Below are 18,661 nucleotides of genomic sequence, written 5' to 3'. Positions count from 1 at the left end.
GAGGTGCTCAATGTATGTTTATGTGGCCTTATAGACCGATTACGACAATTTTTTTATTGGCACCGATGGTGTTTAGTTTTGCTTTAGCACTAGATGTCTATATGCCAGTCATTCCCCAGATGCGAGATATTCTGCATACCAGCCAAGGCATGGTGCAGTTAACGCTATCTTTATTTTTCCTGGTATCAGGGTTTGGTCAGCTTGTTGTGGGTCCGCTATCAGACCAGATTGGCCGTTATAAGGTGGTGATTTGTTCTGTTATTTTATTTGTAATTTCATCTGTGTTGTGTGCAAATGTTAATCATGTTATTCCATTGATTATTTACCGTATTTTACAGGGCATCGGTGCCTGTGGTATGTTTGTGAGTGCATTTGCGATTGTGCGAGATGCGTTTCATGGGAAAACCAGTGCGATGATTTATAGCTTTTTTAACTCTATGATTTCGATATCACCTATTTTAGGGCCTATTATTGGTGTGGGTTTGGCTGCGATTTTTCCTTGGCATGCAATTTTTTATTTCTTGGCAATATTAGGCAGTATCACCTTGATTCTTATGTTGGTTTTCACGAAAGAAAGCTTACCGCCAGAAAAGCGCAAAAAATTTGATTTTAAAATTTTCGGCCGCTATTTTAGCATTTGTAAATCACTGACGTTTTGGAGTTACACATTACCTGCTGTTTCAGGTGTTTCCGCATTTTTCACACTGTTTTCAATGACGCCTTATATCATTAAAACACTTGGTGAGCCGCGCTCACAAATAAGCTTCTTTTTTGGGATGGCTGGTGCGGCGTTTTTATTGGGCTCTATCGTATCAGGCAGTATTGTACATAAATTAGGTGTGCTAAGAACTTCGTTGTCTGGCGTCTACTTAATTTTAGCTTCAGGAGTATTACTGATTGCTATTCATCTCTTATCAGGTTTAAGCCTATGGGGATTTTTTGGCCCAAGTATGCTGGCAACTTTTGGTTGTGCGTTGACCGCAGGCTCTGGTGCCAGTGGCGCTTTGGAGCCTTTTGGTGACTTTCCAGGTGCCGCATCTGCGATGTTTGGCGCGCTTGAGATGGGTGGCAGTGCGGTGATTGGCTCAGTTGCCATACTCTTTCCTATTACGACAGCCCTACCTTTAGCAGGCGTAATGCTAGCCACCTCACTAATAAGCCTGGTATTTCTGCTATTGTTGCAAAAATTTGTGCTTAATCGTTAATTTTAAATATGCCCCGGCAGCTTGCTGCGCGGCACCTTTCACTTGGGGCTTCTTAAGGGGAGAAAGTGGCATTTCCCTTGATTTGCGAAATAAGCATAATTTGTAAATAAATGTTAAATTTATGGTTAATATCTCACAAAACTATGTTAAAATGCTTACATCTTTAGAGAAAATGCAGGGGTTTTTCTATAGTATGCGTTTTTTGGGTGTTGTATTATTTACACTTTTTGTTTATTTACTTGTCGGAAGTTATTTTCTGCCAAATATTGAGCCAGACTTCGGGAAAGGCATTTTTCATCATTTGTTATTTCTTCCTAGGTTGATTCAAGAAAATCCAATCATATCAGCATTGGCAGTCGTTGTGTTGGTTGCATATTTAATTTTGCGCATCAGGCGTTTTTTAAGACAGCAGTAAATGTGTCTATTCAGGCTCTTTATCGTAAGCGTCTAAATATTTTTTAGAAAATCACACAGTTAGCGCTGAATATACTCAACAAGACTTTGGACTTCATCATTTTTTTTATGATAACGGCAACTTGCCCATTTTGTTAAATCACCAATGGATAGAAGGCCAATGAAGTAGTCTTCATCATTATACACAGGAATATGACGAATACGTTTTTCAGTCATAAGCTGTAAGGCTTGTTGAGCAGTTTGCATATGATTCATGCCGATTAAATCTTTGCTCATAATATCTTTCACAAGGTGAGTCGTTAAATCTTTTTGTTGTGCGCAGGCTTTAAACAGAAAGTCACGCTCGGTAATAATGCCCAGGAAGTCATTTTCTCCATTTACGACAAGCAAAGACCCTACCTTATGTTGTGCCATTTTTTTTGCTGCAGTAATGAGGGTGTCATCAGCAGAAATGCTGTAGACGGGTTTATCCTTATTAATAATTTTCTTTAAGGGGCTATGCATACTTTCTCTCCTGTTGCAGTGAGTTGTTATTGTGTCATTGGCTGTCCATACAGTTTAGGATGTAAAAGAAAAAAAATACAACCCTGTACATAACTGAAAAATCTAAAGTACGTGATATAAAGTGTATGCATTGATGCTTAACTTTGTTTGAATAAGTTGATATAACAGTTTAGAATAACAAGGCAACGGCTTTTGGGTGCAAAGCTATTAAGACAACCATTTTGTTGCATTTGCGAAATAGTGAGGAATACATAAATAACATGAATATAGAGCTTGCAAAAGAAAATATGATCAAGCAGCAGATTAGAACATTAGGTGTGCCCTATGGGGATTTGCTGGATGCGATCAGAAAAACACCACGAGATATTTTTGTACCTAATGATATGAAAGCATTAGCCTATGCTGATATTGAAATTCCTTTAAATCATGGCGAAAAAGCATTTTCCCCACATACAGTGACAAAAATACTACAGGCTGTGGCACTAAAAAAAACAGATAGTGTACTTGAAATCGGTTGTGGTTGTGGCTATTTAACTGCTTTAATGGCGCAGCTGTCATCAATGGTTGAAACGTGTGATATTCATGAGGATTTCGTTCAACATACTAAGCATCGATTGAAATCAATAGGTGTTTATAATGTAAAGTATCATCACAAAGATGCCTTTGATCCACATGCGTTTGAGAATAAGCATTATGACGTTATCGTGATTTCCTGCAAATTACCAAAGGTTCCGCAACAATACGTTGCGCGTTTGAATAATGGTGGACGCTTGCTTTGTCTTTTACAAAGAGATGGATTTTCAACAGCAACGCTTGTAACAAAAAAAGAAAATGCTGTAAAGGTAACAGGTGTTTTCGATATTTGTGATACGATCGAAAGCAAAGACAGCCCTGACAAACAAAAATTTGTCTTCTAGTAAATGGGTTTAATATGGCAGGACGAACGATGAAAAAACTTTTGATTGTGCTTGGTGGCTTGGCAGTAAGCTTGAATGTTTATGCACAGCAACAAAATCAAAATAGCAGTGGTGATCAGGTGGCTAAAAATCTAAGCCAGATCTATCAAATGGCTAAGCAAAATAATGCCTCATATAAGGCAGCTGAAGCTCAGCTTTCCTCTGATAATGAAAATGTACCGATTGCTTTAGGGAAATTATTGCCTACGGTTGATCTTGGATATACCGCAAAAAGGAGCTATAGCTCTGCAGCCGTATCCTCAGGTGCGCGTAAAAATTACCTCTCGCAATCTCCGAGCATTTCAGCCAGCCAAGTCTTGTTTAACTGGGGCTCATGGGGTGGCTATTCAGCTGCAGTATATCAAGCAAAAGCGGATGCCATCACCTTCGCTCAGGCGCAACAAAATCTGATTTTGTCTGTTGCACAGGCTTATTTTAATATTTTACAACAGCAGGATAACGTTGTTTATGCCAAGGCGAACCAATCATGGAATAAAGAATTATTAAATCAAATTGAGGAAAAGTATAAAGTAGGTTTATCTGCTATTACGGATGTGCAAGCTTCTAAGGCGCAATATGAGCAATCTGTGGCTGAAACAGTTCAGGCGGAGAATGCGCTAGCCACAGCTTATGCAAGTCTTGCTCAGATTACCGGTGAGCAGATTAATGCAATTGAGAACCTGCGTAATGATTTCCCATTTGATAAGCCACAGCCGGCTGATATGAAAAAGTGGCTGGATATTGCATTAAAGCAAAACCTCAATATCGTTCAAAACCAATATTTGTTTGAGGCGGCTAAAGAAGGTGTTAGTGGTTATTTTGGTGCATTTTTACCCTCAGCAACATTAAATGCTCAGGCTAGCCGCGCTTTAAGCTATCAAAATCAAAATTATACTTCTGGCACAAACACGGCAGAAGCCGATGTGACCGTGAGTTGGAATGTCTTAAATGGTGGTGCAGACTATGCGACACTTAAACAGCAGAAATATACAACCGATGCAGCAAAATATACATTATTGCAATCACAAAGAAATACAACAAGCTCACTGAAGACTTCTTATTTAAATGTTCTGTCGGATATCTCCCAAGTTGCCGCTTATAAGCAGGCGGTAATTGCGGCTCAGGCTTCAGTGGAAGCAATGAAAGCTGGATATGAGGTTGGAACGCGCACTATTGTAGATTTATTAAATCAGCAACAGCAGTTATTTAATGCGCAAGAACAATATGCGCAAGCAAAATATGCTTACATCAATGATTTACTAACCTTAAAGCAAAACGCAGGAACACTGTCCTATCAGGATATAGATAAAATCAATCAGTGGCTGACCGCTAAAAAACAGCCTACAATGCTTGTTAATGGTACAGGTGATCAATCAAAGTCAAAACCTTCAAGTACACAAACAAGCCAAGTAGAACAAAAAGCGCAGTAAAATAATTTATCTTTTAAATAAACTGATGATCTGTCTGCCTTACTTACTGAAGTTAATTAATTATTTTCTTGTCAGATAACGACTGATTGTACAGACGATAATACCTAAGATAGAAAGCAGAATAAATATGATTAAGCCATTACTCATATTTGCTTTTGTTTGTGCCAGATTATGTGTGATATGAATAAAGCTTGATAAAAAACCGGCGAGTTTGCCACCGATGCCGAGCGTTACAAGCCATATGCCCATATAAAGTGAAACAAATTTAGGTGGTGCTAGTTTTGTGACCATGGATAGTCCAATTGCTGACAAGGATAGCTCGCTTATAGCCAGTATGACAAAGGCGATAGCAATAATTAACGCAGAAACTTTTACTTGGGCCTGTGTGTAATAAATGCCGACCCAAAGCAGGATAAAAACAAAAGCAATAACAACAAAGGCGATGTTAAATTTATTAATGTCATGGACGGGTTTTCCTTTTCTCTCGCGCATAAGCCACAGTTTTCCCATTACTGTGCCTAATAATAAAACACCAATAGATTCAATACTTAGAAACTGAGAAGGTTTAAGTGATATGCCAAATAAGTCAGGCGCGACAGCAAAGTCAATAAAAAGCAAAATAGAAATAAATATTTGAAAATATAAAGCCCAATACAAGATGGATAGCATGAAAAACAGTGTTGCACGTAAAACATTACGCCAATATCTCTGCTGTGCTGATGCAATTAGGATCCATGCACAGATAACACAGGCAATAAGAATAGAAAAATTGGCGATATCTGGGTGCTTTAATACGATAAAAACAACCGCTACATAAATCACTAAAACGGCGCAAATATGAATAATTGATGTCAGTTTTAAGGAAATAGGTGCGATATATTTTTTAACAATGACAAAACCTATAAGAAGATTAAGGCAGATAAAAGTTGAAACAATCAGACTTGAGTAAAATGGTGCAGAAAATCCATAACTGTCCTTGAGCCAGGATGCAAGAAAAAGTGCAAAGAAAGAGCCCAAATTAATGCCAACATAGAATATATTAAAGCCAAAATCACGATTACCTTCAGACAAGTTAGACTGATCGTAATAGCGTCCGATAAAGGAAGACATATTTGACTTAATAAGGCCAGTACTTATTGAAATAAAAGACAAACCCAGGTACAGTTGGTTTTCAGAAGTACTAAGCGCTAATATCAGGCTGCCAAGTGCCATGAGAATTGCACCTAAAAAGGCAGCACGGTAATAATTGATTAGCTTATCGGCGATATAGCCACCGACAAGTGCTGATAGATATACCATACTAAGTACAGTACCGACAAGTGCAGCGCTTTTAGCTTGTGCAATATGAAAATTATCGATCAAGAAGAAGATTAATAAAGATTGAATAACATAGTAGCTATAGCGTTCGCCAAACTCCGTTAAGCTTGCAATAGTCAGCACTTTCTTTTGATCTTTGATATGATTGTTCATGATTGTAAATTAGGTATGTGATGTAAGATTATAAGGACTAACTTATAACTTTGTATTGTTAAACTCAAACACTTTTCGTAAAAAAAAGCAAATATACATTACTCACAAATCATTTTACAGACTTCTTATTTATTCTGCCTGGCTGGTCATCCCAATATTGTCAGTGCCATTATTCCTGCAAAGCAAAGCTTGTAATGTAAGCGGTGAGAAAAAAGTGGCAAGGCATTGCCAGTGATTGGTGAATAGACTACAATAGCGCCAGTATTTATTAAAAATTTAATATTGTGGCAGAACAGCAAAAGCCGGTAAGCGGTATTGAAGCGTTACTTGAGAAATTTGTTTTTGCAAGTCGTTGGATACAGGCGCCCATTTATTTAATATTGATTTTGGTTTTATGGGCATTTGTTTACCAAATGGCTATTGAAGTCATCCACTTATTTATGCGTTTAACCTTGCTTGCACCACATGAGTTGATTGTACTGGGCTTAACGCTATGTGATACCGTGCTGGTGGCAAATTTAATTGTGATTGTAATCATAAGTGGCTATGAGAACTTTGTCTCAAAGCTTGATGTAGAGCATAAAAAAGGCGAACCATTATGGATAAAGCGGCTTTCACATAGTGGTGTTAAGATGAAAATTGCAGGCTCAATCGTTGCGATCTCATCTATTTCATTGCTTAAACAGTTTTTAGACATCCCTCAGTTATCAAACCGTGAACTATTATGGTATGTGGTACTGCACTTGACATTTTTGATCTCTGCATTGATTCTGGTTATCATCGGTATGCTGGAGAAGAAACTTAAAGACTAAAAGAGTATTTAAAATGAGTATTATTCAAAGACAAAAAGAGGTAATCGAGAATTTCAGTTTTTTTGAGGACTGGAGTGATAAATATGCCTATTTGATCAGCTTAGGTAAATCTTTAGATTTTCCCGATGACAAAAAAGATGCCGCACATATGGTCAAAGGATGCCAGTCACAAGTGTGGTTTGATGCAACTTTAGAAAAAGGTAAGCTGGTCTTCAAAGGCATAAGCGATGCAGCAATCGTTTCTGGGCTTATTGGTTTACTATTAACGGTTTATAGCGGTGCCACCCCTGAAGAAATTTTACACTCTGATACGGCTTTTATGGATGAAATTGGCCTATCAAAACATTTAAGTGTCACACGTAACAACGGATTGCATGCCATGGTTAACTATATTTACAGCATGGCCAGACAATATGCAGACATCAGCGCCTGAAGTAATCGTCTGCCGGCCACAGCCAAAAGGTGAAGCGCTAGTGGATGATTTGCTGGCTTGTGGCATACAAAGTGTTTGTGTTCCAACACTTTTAATTGCCCCAAAGCCTTATTTTTTAGATACACTACAAGGCTTTAGCGATGTCATTTTTATAAGCCATAATGCGGTACATCATTTTTTTAAGACAAATCCAGAGTATAGTACAGCTATTCAACCTTTACGTGTCTGGTGTGTTGGGTCAGGAACCCATAAAGCATTGCATGATTATGGTATAAATGCAGTGTATCCACAAAAACCAGGCTCAGAGGGCCTTCTTGCAGAGATTGAACAAAGCAGTAATTTGCAAGACCGCCACTTTCTGCTTGTGAAAGGGGAAGCAGGAAGAGACTTGATTGATCAGCACTTGTCTCAAGTTGCAGGTAGTATTCGCACTGTTGAATGTTATCAACGCACCTATATGGCAGAAGATAAACTGAAACAAAGCATTAAAGATGCAGGTTGTATCATACCACCTAAACTGATGATATTTACAAGCTTTGATGGGTTAAAGGCAGCAATGCCATTATTTGATGAATATCCAGAATGGAAATATAAAGCAGCCATTACGGTGACAAATTGCCGTATGTTTAACTGGGCGAAGGCGCAAGGATTTGTTAAATTATATATCATAGATCAGTTCAACAATGATGCACTTGTTGAGTTTAGTTGCACATTCTTACAGAAAGGAAGTTAGGTATGACGGATGATAAGAAATCCGAACAAACGGAAAAAACAAAGCTTCAAGCTGGTAACAAGCCTAAACAACGATATCCACAACAGGGTCGCTATCGCTTTGTTATTTTTTTATCATTGCTTTTGGGGCTTTGCGCGTTGGGCGTTGCTGCTTTTGTTTTCCTGCAACAAAAAGATCAGACAGAGCAGTTATCGAGTCTGATCAATCAGTTAAAGGTGCAACAACAAGAAGATCAATCTGTTGTTGGCCTTGGTGGTAAGCTTCAAAAGCTTGAAAGGCTTACCCAGGCACAAAGTAATCAGATTGAGGGGCAGCTTAAAACATTAAATAAGCTTGTTAAGCAGAATAAATCATTAAAGCAGTATATTGATACACAGATTGCAGGCGTAAATGCAAACCAGGCACAAAATGATCAGCGTTTAGCACAAATCCAACAAAACTATCTGCAACCCACGCAAGAATTAACCAAACAAATTCAATTAATGCATAAGCAAACAGCGATATCTTATCTTCAATTAGCAAGTGTTACATGGCAGTTTTTACACGATAAACAAAAAACTTTATTTTTCCTTGATAACGCTCACGCAGCTATTGTAAAGGTTAAGGGAGCACAATCGTGGCTAGAGCACTTAAGTGAGCTGCAAAGTATCGTTCAAAACAGCCCTGATAATGCCTCTTTACTCACAACTATGCAATCGTTGAGTGAAAAGCTTGGTTCACTTCAGCTTAAACAGCCACTTAAAACAAAGCAAAGCGTTGAGGATATGCCTGATGGCAATACAGCAAGTGCGCTATTTAAAGATTCATGGCAAAAAATGAAATCATTGGTGAGTATCCACAAAGTAACGGATGAGGATATTATTTTAACTGATCAGGCGATGCGGTTGAAAGTAAAAGGTTTGGTGAGTCTTGCATTTTATCAATTAAAAATGGCGGCTTTAAATGACCTTCCTGAATACTTTAAACAGACGAAATTGCAACTTGAGGCATTAATAACGAAATATTATGCTGCTGATCATGCACAACAAAAGTGGCTTGAAACAATCAAAGGATTGCAACTGCCTTTGTATGCATCTGCGAATGAGCGAATTAAAAAACTGGAGAATCAAATTCTAACTGGTGGTGAGCTGCCAAATAGAGGTCAGGCATGAAGAAAGTCTTTGGATTGATCTTTATCTGTATACTTGCAGCAGCAGTTGTATTTCTAGTGTTAATGAACCCAGGTGTTGTTGCCTTCTTTATTCACGGTTATTTGATTAAATTGCCTTTATGGTTGTTTGTGATTCTGGCAATTGCCATTGTCCTTCTTTGCTTTATTGTTGTTAAGGTACTTAAGGTATTGTTATACGGCCCAGGGCATCTGTTTTCCTTTTTTCACAGAATGCATACAAAAAAACACATCACCTTGATCAATGACATGATTGTTTCGAATCTGGCAGATGTTGAAAGTTATGTATTAAAACACTATCATCCACGTTTAAAAAAAGACCCTAAATTCAACCAGGTTTTTTGTGGATTATTCTGGCAAAAGCTCTACCAGCAAAAAAAGCTTACACAGTTACAACATGATTTGGATCACACAAATGAAAGCCTTAAACAAAGCTTTATCTGGCAGTTTTATCAAGCGCTTTTATGGATGCAAACGGATAACGCCTCTAAGGCATTGACATTATTAGAACATTTGCACCAACAAAAACCAGATAGCCAAACGATTATAAAAGCATGTACCACACTTTATATTCAACAAAAAGAACATACAAAGGCGCTTACATTTCTTATCGGGAATCAGCAGCACCTGGATTTTATACTTCAAGTTGATATGGTGGTACAAATTATAAAAGGTATTAATAATATCAATGTATTACAAGCTTGCTGGCACAAGGTGCCAAAAGCTTTACAGCAATCAACACCTGTTGCAAGTAGTTATGCGCATGTGCTTTATCATAACAATGCGCAGGCACAAGCCATCGAGTTTTTACAACATGTTTTATCAACAACATTATCATTAAAAATGGTGCGCTTATATTTTTCCTATAAAGATACCGCTTCTGCTTATACATTTATCAAAGAAATGTGGTTAAAAACAAAGGTAGATAACATCCCCTTAATGTTATTACTTTTGGCAAAAGCAGTAAAGTACCAAGACTGGCCTTTTCTTGAAACATACCTTTATCAAATCAATCCAGAGAATCTTTCAATAGCGTTACAGGCGCAATATTGTCTTTTAAATGCAAGTTTAAGCGAGCATCAATCAATGCACCACAAAGCACAAAATTTTAGAACGAAAGCGGAAAATATAATATTGAATCAAGAGGCGATCGATGATTGAAGTCAAGCGATGGTATCTAAATAATCCACTGCGAAACTATAATTATGCCTTGGTGAACACAACCAATAAGCATGCCTTAATTGTTGATCCTACACTTAAGCAACATTATATAGCGTATATAAGCCAGCATAATCTTGAGGTTGAGGCAATCTTATTAACGCATAAACATACAGATCATATTGCGGCGGTAGCGGCATTGCAAAAGCATTTTAATTGCCCTGTATATGCAAGGTTTTCTGATGGCCCGGGATTTGTCGTTGATCATATTGTAACAGATAAGCAAGAACTTGTGTTTAACACGGCAAATTGCTGTGTTATTGCATCGCCTGGACACACGGCACAACACGTTTGCTATTTTTTTGAAAACCAAAAGCTGCTTTTTTGTGGTGATACTATTTTTACTGCAGGTGTAGGTAACGTTAATGCTGCTTCAGCTGATGTGGATGTGTTGTGCGACACCGTCATGAAACTGCGTGCTTTGCCTGAGAAAACAAGGATTTATCCGGCGCATGATTACTTTGAAAATAACTTAAGGTTTGCATTATCTATTGATCCTGAAAATACTATGTATCAAAAATGGTATGAAGCGGTAAAAGATATCCCTTCGGAAGACAAACCCATTACAACAATTGCTGATGAAAAGCAGATGAATATTTTTATGCAGGCAGATATACCCTGTTTACATACATTATTGGCGGATCGAGGGAAATACTTTGACGACGCGAAAGCTGTTTTTCGTTACCTTAGGGCGCAGAAAGATGTATTCTAACAATAATACACATTACGGTTTACAGGATTTATTGGCAATAATGGAAACAATGCGTGGATCTGATGGTTGCGCGTGGACAAAGGCACAAACATTTAAGTCGTTGACAGAGCATACCCTGGAGGAAGCTTATGAGCTTGTTGATGCAATTGAGAAAAATGACATGGATGAGCTAAAAGGAGAGCTTGCAGACCTTTTGAATCAGATTGTTTTTTACGCACAGATTGCCAAAGAAAAACAATTATTTAATTTTGATGATGTTATTAACCATTTGACAGATAAATTGATTCGACGGCATCCAGATGTCTTTGCACAAGGTAATGTGCAGGATGTGGAAGCGCTTGAAAAACAATGGCAAGAAATTAAACAGCAAGAACGGCTTGCAAAAAAGAAAAAAACAGATCAAAATAAACACAGTTTATTAGATGATATTGCAATCAACTTACCAGCACTTTCAATGGCAAATAAGCTGCAAACGCGTGCAGCAAGTGTTGGTTTTGATTGGGAAAATATTACTGATGTTATGGCGAAGCTTGAGAGCGAAGTTGTTGAACTTCAAGAAGCGCTTGCTGAAGAAAATCGTGCACAAATACTAGAAGAGCTAGGAGATTTGATGTTCAGTTGTGTAAATTTATCACGCCATTTAAAGGCAGACCCAGAAAAAGTGATGCGCCAGGCAAATCGAAAGTTTAAAAAACGCTTTCAAGCAATGGAGCAAATTGTTGATGCGAAAAAAAAGTCACTTAAGACAATTTCAGCGGCTGAGTTCGAAATATTATGGCAAAAGCAGAAGCACTTAAAATAGACATTAAAATATTTTGGTAGTAAGACATTGGCCGAAAAATTAGAAACGTCAAACTATTTTACTTTCTTAAATAACCGCTTATCTATTCAGCGGTTTTTAAGCATTTGTTTAATTGTATTGGTGAGTTGTGCGATTGCTATTTTAGGCGGTTTTAATTACTACCAGATGAAGCGGCAAAATGAAGCGCTTTTTCATATGCAAATGGTGAACAGTGCAAATGCCATTGATGCTTTATTGTCTGCAGCATTAAAGGATAGCTCACAAAAACAGTTAAGTGATATTCTGGAGTCAAACTCATTAGCCATGCTTGAAAACATCCATCAAAACTTAAGGCCAAAGGTGGCACAATTTGAAAATACCTATAAAGATTCATTTGCATTTCAGGTTTATGATATAGGCACAGGCAATCTTTTATTACGTTCAGCTGGTGCGCCATCTATATTGCCTACTATCAATAGTAATGAATTATTTCAAACGGTAACAATTCGCAATGGTCACCAACATAAAACATGGAATATTTTTAGTATGAACAGCCGGTATAAACCCAATTATCGGATTGTCGTGATGGTAAGCTCAGATTTTAAACATGAAATGTTTTTATCGCTTTTTAGAAGCTCTTTATGGGATTTGATTATCCTTTATGCTTTTTTGTTGCTTTCGATGTTTGTTGTGGTGCAACTGGCTTTACGGCCATTATCAGATATTCGCCGAGCAATTGCAGCCAAAAATCCACGAAAGCTTGAACCAATTGCCGTGAAAACTGCACCACCTGAGGTTATTCCATTGCTCAATCAGTTGAATTTGCTGTTTCAACGCTTTAAGCAGGTTTTAGACAAAGAAAAACGTTTTGCAGGTGATGCCGCACATGAGCTAAAAACGCCGTTAGCAGCTTTGAAAACACAGGCAGAAATCGCGTTAAATCTTAATAATATTGATGCGATAAAAGATAAGATACGTAATATTATTGCAGGTGCAGATCGTTATTTTTATATTATCGATCAGTTATTAACCTTAAGTCGGCTGGAACCACAACAGGATCTTCCAGATAAAAAATACGTTAATGTGAACGTTCTTGCAGAGGATCAGATAGCAGATTTAGCGATTCAAGCATTAAACAAAGATATTGAGCTTTCCTTAATGCCAAGTAAGACAGCAGCTATTGTTTATGGTAGTCAGGTACTGCTTGGCGTGTTATTACGAAACCTGGTTGATAATGCCATTCGCTACACTCCAAAAGGTGGTAAAGTCGCAATTTATACGTATGTTGTTAATGATAATGTGGTGATTGAGGTTGTTGATAATGGTGTGGGTGTAAATGCCGAAAAGCTAACGCGGATTTTTGATCGTTTTTATCGTGAGTTTGGAACTGGTCAATCTGGAAGTGGGCTTGGTCTGTCGATTGTCAAAGAAATTGTACGATTACATGATGGTAAAGTATTTGCAAAGAAATCTAAAGATGGGCAAGGATTAACGGTTGAGGTTTTCTTACCTTATTCAAAAAAGCCTGCTTAATAAATATGAATAGTGCGAGTTAATCAACGTGACAAAAAGTTTACTTACGCCTAAGCACCGGTCATTTTCATTAAAGACCAGCTATAAACCTTCAGGTGACCAGCCTCAAGCAATCGCCTCCCTTGTTGATGGCCTTAAAAAAGGGCTTAAGCACCAGACACTTTTAGGTGTGACAGGGTCAGGCAAGACCTATACGGTTGCAAATGTAATTCAAAAGGTGCAGCGTCCAACGTTAATTCTGGCGCATAATAAAACGCTGGCAGCGCAGCTTTATTCTGAAATGAAGCAGTTTTTTCCCAATAATGCGGTGGAATATTTTGTTTCTTATTATGATTATTATCAGCCAGAAGCTTATGTTGCTGCCTCAGATACCTATATTGAGAAGGACTCTTCAATTAATGAGCACGTAGAGCAGATGCGTTTATCAGCAACCAAAGCATTGTTAGAGCGCCCAGATGTTATTATTGTTGCAACCGTTTCGGCAATTTATGGCTTAGGTGATCCAGAGCAATATATGCAAATGCTGTTACATTTGAAAGTCGGGGATCAAATAGAGCAGCGCTCAATTCTCAGGCGATTAATCGATATGCAATATAAACGCAATGAGATGGATTTTTCACGTGGGACCTATCGGGTGCGTGGTGAGATCATTGACATCTTTCCAGCAGAGGCAGAAAAAGAAGCGATTCGTGTTGAATTGTTTGACGATGAAATTGAGAGCCTATCTGTTATTGATTCACTCACCGGGAAAAAGCTGGGTAATGTGCATCGTGCCACCATATTTCCTTCTACGCATTATGTCAGTTCTAAAGACCGGCAAAAAGCCATGGTTGATCAAATTAAAGATGAGCTCAAACAACAGGTTGCTTACTTTCAGCAGCAGAATCGTCTGGTTGAAGCACAACGCTTAGAGCAGCGCACATTATATGATATTGAGATGATTAATGAATTAGGCTATTGCACAGGGATTGAGAACTATTCAAGATTCTTATCGGGGCGCGCACCAGGTGAGCCACCACCAACTTTATTGGATTACTTGCCTAAAGATGCTGTTGTCGTTATTGATGAATCACATGTGACAATTCCACAATTTGGTGGAATGTATAAAGGGGATAGATCAAGAAAGGAAAACCTTGTTAATTACGGGTTTCGTTTACCATCTGCATTAGATAACAGACCACTTAAGTTTCATGAATTTGAAGCACTGGTGAACCAGGCAATTTATGTATCAGCAACACCTGCAAATTATGAAAAAGAACACCAGGAAAACTTAGTTGAGCAGGTTGTTCGCCCAACCGGTCTATTAGATCCAACGGTTGAAGTAAGGCCTGTTGCTATCCAGGTTGAAGATGCCTTATCTGAGATAAAAAAGGCAGTAGCTCAAGATACACGTGTGCTGATTACAACGCTGACAAAGCGTATGGCGGAGGATTTAACCGACTACTTAGCTGAGCATAATGCAAATGTGCGTTATTTACATTCTGATATTGATACGGTTGAACGTGTTGAGATTATTCGTGATTTGCGTGCGGGGGTGTTCGATGTGCTGGTGGGGATAAACCTTCTACGTGAAGGTTTGGATATGCCTGAGGTCAGCACAGTATTAATTTTTGATGCAGATAAAGAAGGATTCCTGCGTTCAGAGCGTTCACTCATTCAAACGATTGGTCGAGCAGCACGTAATGATCAAGGCCGTGCTATCTTATATGCTGATGTTATTACAAACTCCATGCAAAAGGCAATCGATGAAACCAGGCGCAGGCGTCAAAAGCAGGAACAATATAATAAGGAACATGGTATTACCCCGGCAACCATCCAAAAAAATATTGATGATATGCTGGATTTTTCACCTGAGCGTCAGAAAAGGCAGGCAAAATCAAAATCAAGAAAGAAAGTCGCTGAGGTTGCTGTTGATGAGATTTTAGGTGTCAAAGAGGCTGTATCGATTATCAAGAAGCTTGAGCGTCAAATGAAGGAGCATGCGCGTAATCTTGAGTTTGAACAGGCAGGTGCTATTCGTGATAAGATACAGGATATTAAGGAAAAGCATCTGTAGTAGGGGTAAAGCATTAACCATATCTATAAATAGAACCCAACTTTAATGAGAATTAAAATACCCTTGCTAAAGCTTTAATTTGCGTTCTTGTAAATCCTATGGTATACATTAAATATATCACTTGATTTTAGGAGATGATGGTGAAAGAGGAGAAAATTAGGAAAAATGAATTTTGGACATTAGTTGGGATTCCCTCCAGAGGAGAGCCTCTTTATCGCGCCATACATAATGGATTTAGCTATGAAGTATTCGAGAAACTGGCGGGTATTTCAGGCCTGGAAAAAAAACAGCTTGCAAAAATTACTATTATTTCACCGGCTTCGCTTAACCGTAGATATAAGTCTGGTTCTTTTACAGAAGTTGAAAGTGATAAGCTATATCGATACGCTGAACTATATAAAGCAGCTCTGGATTTGTTCGAAGGCAATAATAAAAAAGCAACGCTTTGGCTAAGAACACCATTGGTTGGTCTTGGCAACAAAAAACCTGTGGATATGTTGCGTACAGCCGCTGAAACAGAAGCCGTATTAGATTTTGTTGGTAGGCTTGAGCATGGTGTTTTTTCGTGAAAACTGTTTTTGCCTATAGATTAATAAAAAATAAATGGGTGGATAACGCTTTCACGGGAGATGGAGCAAAGCTCTATGGAGGGCGCTGGAACAGTAAGGGAAACGCATGTGTTTACCTAGCAAGTTCTGAGTCTTTGGCAATTTTAGAAATATTTGTGCACATAGAAGATTATTCTTTATTAAGGGAATATTCTCTTTTTCAGTTGGTGTTACCAAAATCAGTAATTGATTATGTTAGTAATGAGGAGCTTCCTCCATGTTGGCAAGAGCACTCTGCTCCACCTGAAACAGCAGTTATTGGTGATAGTTGGTTGCACTCCAACCAAGGATTAGCACTTGCTGTACCAAGTGTTATTGTTCCAAGAGAATGGAATTATATGTTAAATCCAAAACATACGGCTTTTAACGCCGTGATCAAAAAAGCAAACAGACTGCATTTTTCACCTGATACAAGGTTGTTGCAGTGAAAAATTGGATTTTCTTTGGATACGGCAGCTTAAATTATCTGGGGAGTTTTAACCTTTGCCTTTTTCAGGTAAAATTGCTTTGATTTTGAATTTAGAAAGGTAATTTATTGTGGCTGAAAAGTTAGTAAGAACACGTTTTGCACCAAGCCCAACAGGCTTTTTGCATGTTGGTGGTGCCAGAACTGCACTTTTTTCTTGGGCGTATGCCAAAAAACACCAAGGTGAGTTTATCCTGCGTGTTGAAGATACGGATCTTGAGAGATCAACACCTGAAGCTGTTCAGGCAATCTTAGATGGGATGAACTGGTTAGGTTTGGATCATGATGGGCCCGTTTATTATCAAGCCCAGCATTTTGATCGCTATAAACAATTGATTCAGAAGCTTTTAGATGAAGGTAAGGCCTATCGTTGTTATTGTTCAAAAGAACGCTTGGAGACCCTAAGGCAACAGCAAATGGATAACAAACAAAAACCGCGTTATGATGGCTGTTGTCGGGCGCTTGGTGAAGACGCGCAGGATGTGAAAAAACCACATGTTATTCGTTTTAAGAATCCACAAACAGGTAGCGTTAGCTGGCAAGATGCCGTTAAAGGTGAGATTACTTTTGCCAATACAGAACTGGATGATTTGATTATCCAGCGTACCGATGGCTCTCCCACCTATAATTTTTGTGTCGTCGTGGATGATATGGACATGCAAATTACGCATGTGGTTCGTGGTGATGATCATGTTAATAATACGCCAAGACAGATTAACCTGTACAATGCATTTAATGCTGCGGTTCCAACATTTGCCCATGTCCCAATGATTTTAGGTGATGATGGCAAAAAGCTGTCCAAGCGCCATGGTGCGGTAAGTGTGATGCAATATCGTGATCAAGGCTATCTACCACAGGCGTTGGTTAACTATTTGATTCGTCTGGGTTGGTCTTATGGTGACCAGGAAGTTTTTAGCATGAGCGAGATTCTGCAATACTTTGATTTGCAAGACATTAATGCCTCAGCTTCAGCTTTTAATACGGAGAAACTCAATTGGCTCAATCAGCATTATATGCGTCATTTGCCGGTTAAAGAAGTTGCCAGCCACTTGATGTGGCATTTCAACCATTTAGGTTTAGATGTCAGTCAAGGCCCTTCATTAGAGGCGCTTATCCCTGTCATGGCTGAAAAAGCAAAGACGTTGAAAATATTAGCTGAACAAGCACAATATTTTTATCGTGAATTTGAACAATATGATGATAAAGCCTTTAACAAACATATCACTTCTCAGGCAATCAAACCATTGACACTTGTAATGCAAAAACTACAAGCGCTATCAGAGGATGATTGGCAAGATGCTTTAAAGCTGCATGATGTACTAAAACAGGTTGCAAATGAGCTTGAGATTGGCATGGGTAAGGTTGGCATGCCAATACGGGTTGCCGTTACCGGTTCTGGACAATCTCCAGATATTGGAATTACATTGAAATGGATTGGCAAAAAACGTACGATGAAAAGGCTTCAGCGCGCGATTGAACAAATTGAAGAAAAAGCATAAACAAGTGCTTGACAGTTATATGAAAGCCCACTACAATGCACAAGCAGTTTTGGGGCTATAGCTCAGCTGGGAGAGCGCTTGCATGGCATGCAAGAGGTCAGCGGTTCGATCCCGCTTAGCTCCACCAGTAAACGTTGTTTTGCGTCCCCATCGTCTAGAGGCCTAGGACATCGCCCTTTCACGGCGGTAACAGGGGTTCGAATCCCCTTGGGGACGCCAAGTTAAAAAAGCCGCATAAAATGCGGCTTTTTTGTTTATTACATCAAATTATTCATTTTACAATAGCACTTAAGATAAATAACAATTGGATACTTATGACATACATTGAGCACCTCTAATTTTTATTTTCAAACTTTTTCCAAATGATAAATTTCCTGCACCTCAGTGTAGAAGAATTCTAAGATTTTCCTTTTGATATCTGTAATACCGGTAATTTGCTGTAGTATTTGACCTTTGACAGCAATATAAACGACATGTACCCCTTCTAACATTTGAAATACCCACCTCATCGTCGGATTCGTGACAGGCTGGTTGATCTGATTCGGCAGCGTTTCATTACGAATGGCCAACTGCTCACGTAAATGCTTTTGAGCCACTGAATAAATAAGCAGCGATAGCGTCATGACCATCAGCAATGACATTATCCTAGTACCTTTTCCATTT

Annotated in this window: 18 protein-coding genes, 2 tRNA genes and 1 pseudogene; 18 read left to right on the top strand and 3 right to left on the bottom strand. The window is 38.6% G+C overall.

The window, feature by feature from the left end; all coding sequences use genetic code 11:
- Window positions 1–20: 20 nt before the first annotated feature.
- Together DNK84_RS04950 and DNK84_RS04945 are read left to right on the top strand one after the other, a co-directional pair.
- Window positions 21–1,205, top strand: coding sequence for a multidrug effflux MFS transporter (locus DNK84_RS04950; protein ID WP_119343453.1), 1,185 nt, complete (start codon window positions 21–23; stop codon window positions 1,203–1,205).
- Window positions 1,206–1,326: 121 nt separating this feature from the next.
- A complete protein-coding gene (locus tag DNK84_RS04945) occupies window positions 1,327–1,620 on the top strand; it encodes a hypothetical protein (RefSeq protein WP_119343452.1) in 294 nt (97 codons plus the stop codon).
- 59 nt (window positions 1,621–1,679) lie between these two features.
- Here the strand turns inward: DNK84_RS04945 and DNK84_RS04940 are convergent, their stop codons facing one another.
- Window positions 1,680–2,123 carry a CBS domain-containing protein gene (locus DNK84_RS04940; protein WP_119343451.1) on the bottom strand — a complete coding sequence of 148 codons (444 nt, stop codon included), beginning with the start codon at window positions 2,121–2,123 and terminating at the stop codon, window positions 1,680–1,682.
- Between the two features lie 260 nt (window positions 2,124–2,383).
- On the opposite strand from DNK84_RS04940, the gene DNK84_RS04935 reads away from it, so the two are divergent.
- Together DNK84_RS04935 and DNK84_RS04930 are read left to right on the top strand one after the other, a co-directional pair.
- On the top strand, window positions 2,384–3,040 hold the full coding sequence (locus DNK84_RS04935) for a protein-L-isoaspartate O-methyltransferase family protein (RefSeq protein WP_119343450.1): 657 nt from the start codon (window positions 2,384–2,386) through the stop codon (window positions 3,038–3,040).
- Window positions 3,041–3,069: 29 nt separating this feature from the next.
- Window positions 3,070–4,509 carry a TolC family outer membrane protein gene (locus tag DNK84_RS04930; RefSeq protein WP_162902234.1) on the top strand — a complete coding sequence of 480 codons (1,440 nt, stop codon included), beginning with the start codon at window positions 3,070–3,072 and terminating at the stop codon, window positions 4,507–4,509.
- A 60-nt stretch (window positions 4,510–4,569) separates the two neighbouring features.
- Here the strand turns inward: DNK84_RS04930 and DNK84_RS04925 are convergent, their stop codons facing one another.
- On the bottom strand, window positions 4,570–5,979 hold the full coding sequence (locus tag DNK84_RS04925) for a peptide MFS transporter (protein WP_119343448.1): 1,410 nt from the start codon (window positions 5,977–5,979) through the stop codon (window positions 4,570–4,572).
- Window positions 5,980–6,263: 284 nt separating this feature from the next.
- On the opposite strand from DNK84_RS04925, the gene DNK84_RS04920 reads away from it, so the two are divergent.
- The 14 genes from DNK84_RS04920 to DNK84_RS04855 all read left to right on the top strand — a co-directional run bounded on the left by DNK84_RS04920 (window position 6,264) and on the right by DNK84_RS04855 (window position 18,217).
- Entirely contained in the window at window positions 6,264–6,791 is a 528-nt protein-coding gene (locus tag DNK84_RS04920; protein WP_119343447.1) for a TIGR00645 family protein, read from the top strand.
- Between the two features lie 13 nt (window positions 6,792–6,804).
- Entirely contained in the window at window positions 6,805–7,224 is a 420-nt protein-coding gene (locus DNK84_RS04915; protein WP_119343446.1) for a SufE family protein, read from the top strand.
- On the top strand, window positions 7,205–7,957 hold the full coding sequence (locus tag DNK84_RS04910) for a uroporphyrinogen-III synthase (RefSeq protein ID WP_162902233.1): 753 nt from the start codon (window positions 7,205–7,207) through the stop codon (window positions 7,955–7,957). Before DNK84_RS04915 ends, DNK84_RS04910 begins: the two co-directional genes overlap by 20 nt.
- 2 nt (window positions 7,958–7,959) lie before the next feature.
- On the top strand, window positions 7,960–9,108 hold the full coding sequence (locus DNK84_RS04905; RefSeq protein ID WP_119343444.1) for a hypothetical protein: 1,149 nt from the start codon (window positions 7,960–7,962) through the stop codon (window positions 9,106–9,108).
- On the top strand, window positions 9,105–10,286 hold the full coding sequence (locus tag DNK84_RS04900) for a heme biosynthesis protein HemY (RefSeq protein WP_119343443.1): 1,182 nt from the start codon (window positions 9,105–9,107) through the stop codon (window positions 10,284–10,286). Before DNK84_RS04905 ends, DNK84_RS04900 begins: the two co-directional genes overlap by 4 nt.
- The gene (gloB, locus tag DNK84_RS04895) at window positions 10,279–11,055 is read left to right on the top strand and encodes a hydroxyacylglutathione hydrolase (protein WP_119343442.1); all 777 of its coding nucleotides are present in this window, start codon (window positions 10,279–10,281) and stop codon (window positions 11,053–11,055) included. Before DNK84_RS04900 ends, gloB begins: the two co-directional genes overlap by 8 nt.
- Window positions 11,045–11,857 (top strand): nucleoside triphosphate pyrophosphohydrolase, encoded by an 813-nt coding sequence (mazG, locus tag DNK84_RS04890; RefSeq protein WP_119343441.1) that lies wholly within the window; start codon window positions 11,045–11,047, stop codon window positions 11,855–11,857. Before gloB ends, mazG begins: the two co-directional genes overlap by 11 nt.
- Before the next feature lie 27 nt (window positions 11,858–11,884).
- The gene (locus tag DNK84_RS04885) at window positions 11,885–13,369 is read left to right on the top strand and encodes an ATP-binding protein (protein ID WP_119343440.1); all 1,485 of its coding nucleotides are present in this window, start codon (window positions 11,885–11,887) and stop codon (window positions 13,367–13,369) included.
- Window positions 13,370–13,397: 28 nt separating this feature from the next.
- The gene (gene uvrB, locus DNK84_RS04880; RefSeq protein WP_119343439.1) at window positions 13,398–15,425 is read left to right on the top strand and encodes an excinuclease ABC subunit UvrB; all 2,028 of its coding nucleotides are present in this window, start codon (window positions 13,398–13,400) and stop codon (window positions 15,423–15,425) included.
- 140 nt (window positions 15,426–15,565) lie between these two features.
- Window positions 15,566–15,994: a type II RES/Xre toxin-antitoxin system antitoxin gene (parS, locus tag DNK84_RS04875; RefSeq protein WP_235826826.1), complete on the top strand. Its 429-nt coding sequence runs from the start codon at window positions 15,566–15,568 to the stop codon at window positions 15,992–15,994.
- Window positions 15,991–16,461: an RES family NAD+ phosphorylase gene (locus DNK84_RS04870; protein ID WP_119343437.1), complete on the top strand. Its 471-nt coding sequence runs from the start codon at window positions 15,991–15,993 to the stop codon at window positions 16,459–16,461. Before parS ends, DNK84_RS04870 begins: the two co-directional genes overlap by 4 nt.
- Window positions 16,462–16,570: 109 nt before the next feature.
- On the top strand, window positions 16,571–17,998 hold the full coding sequence (gltX, locus tag DNK84_RS04865) for a glutamate--tRNA ligase (protein WP_208123256.1): 1,428 nt from the start codon (window positions 16,571–16,573) through the stop codon (window positions 17,996–17,998).
- Window positions 17,999–18,049: 51 nt separating this feature from the next.
- Window positions 18,050–18,125 (top strand) — tRNA-Ala (locus DNK84_RS04860).
- A gap of 16 nt (window positions 18,126–18,141) precedes the next feature.
- Window positions 18,142–18,217, top strand: a tRNA-Glu gene (locus DNK84_RS04855).
- Window positions 18,218–18,345: 128 nt separating this feature from the next.
- Here the strand turns inward: DNK84_RS04855 and DNK84_RS04850 are convergent.
- Window positions 18,346–18,661, bottom strand: a pseudogene (locus DNK84_RS04850) (IS1634 family transposase); the annotation flags it as partial.

Origin of the sequence: Facilibium subflavum, from assembly GCF_003574485.1 — a bacterium.
GTDB classification, from domain to species: Bacteria; Pseudomonadota; Gammaproteobacteria; order Francisellales; family Francisellaceae; genus Facilibium; species Facilibium subflavum.
The sequence above is the reverse complement of the archived record's forward strand: the minus strand, read 5'-3'. Positions and strand labels throughout refer to the sequence as shown.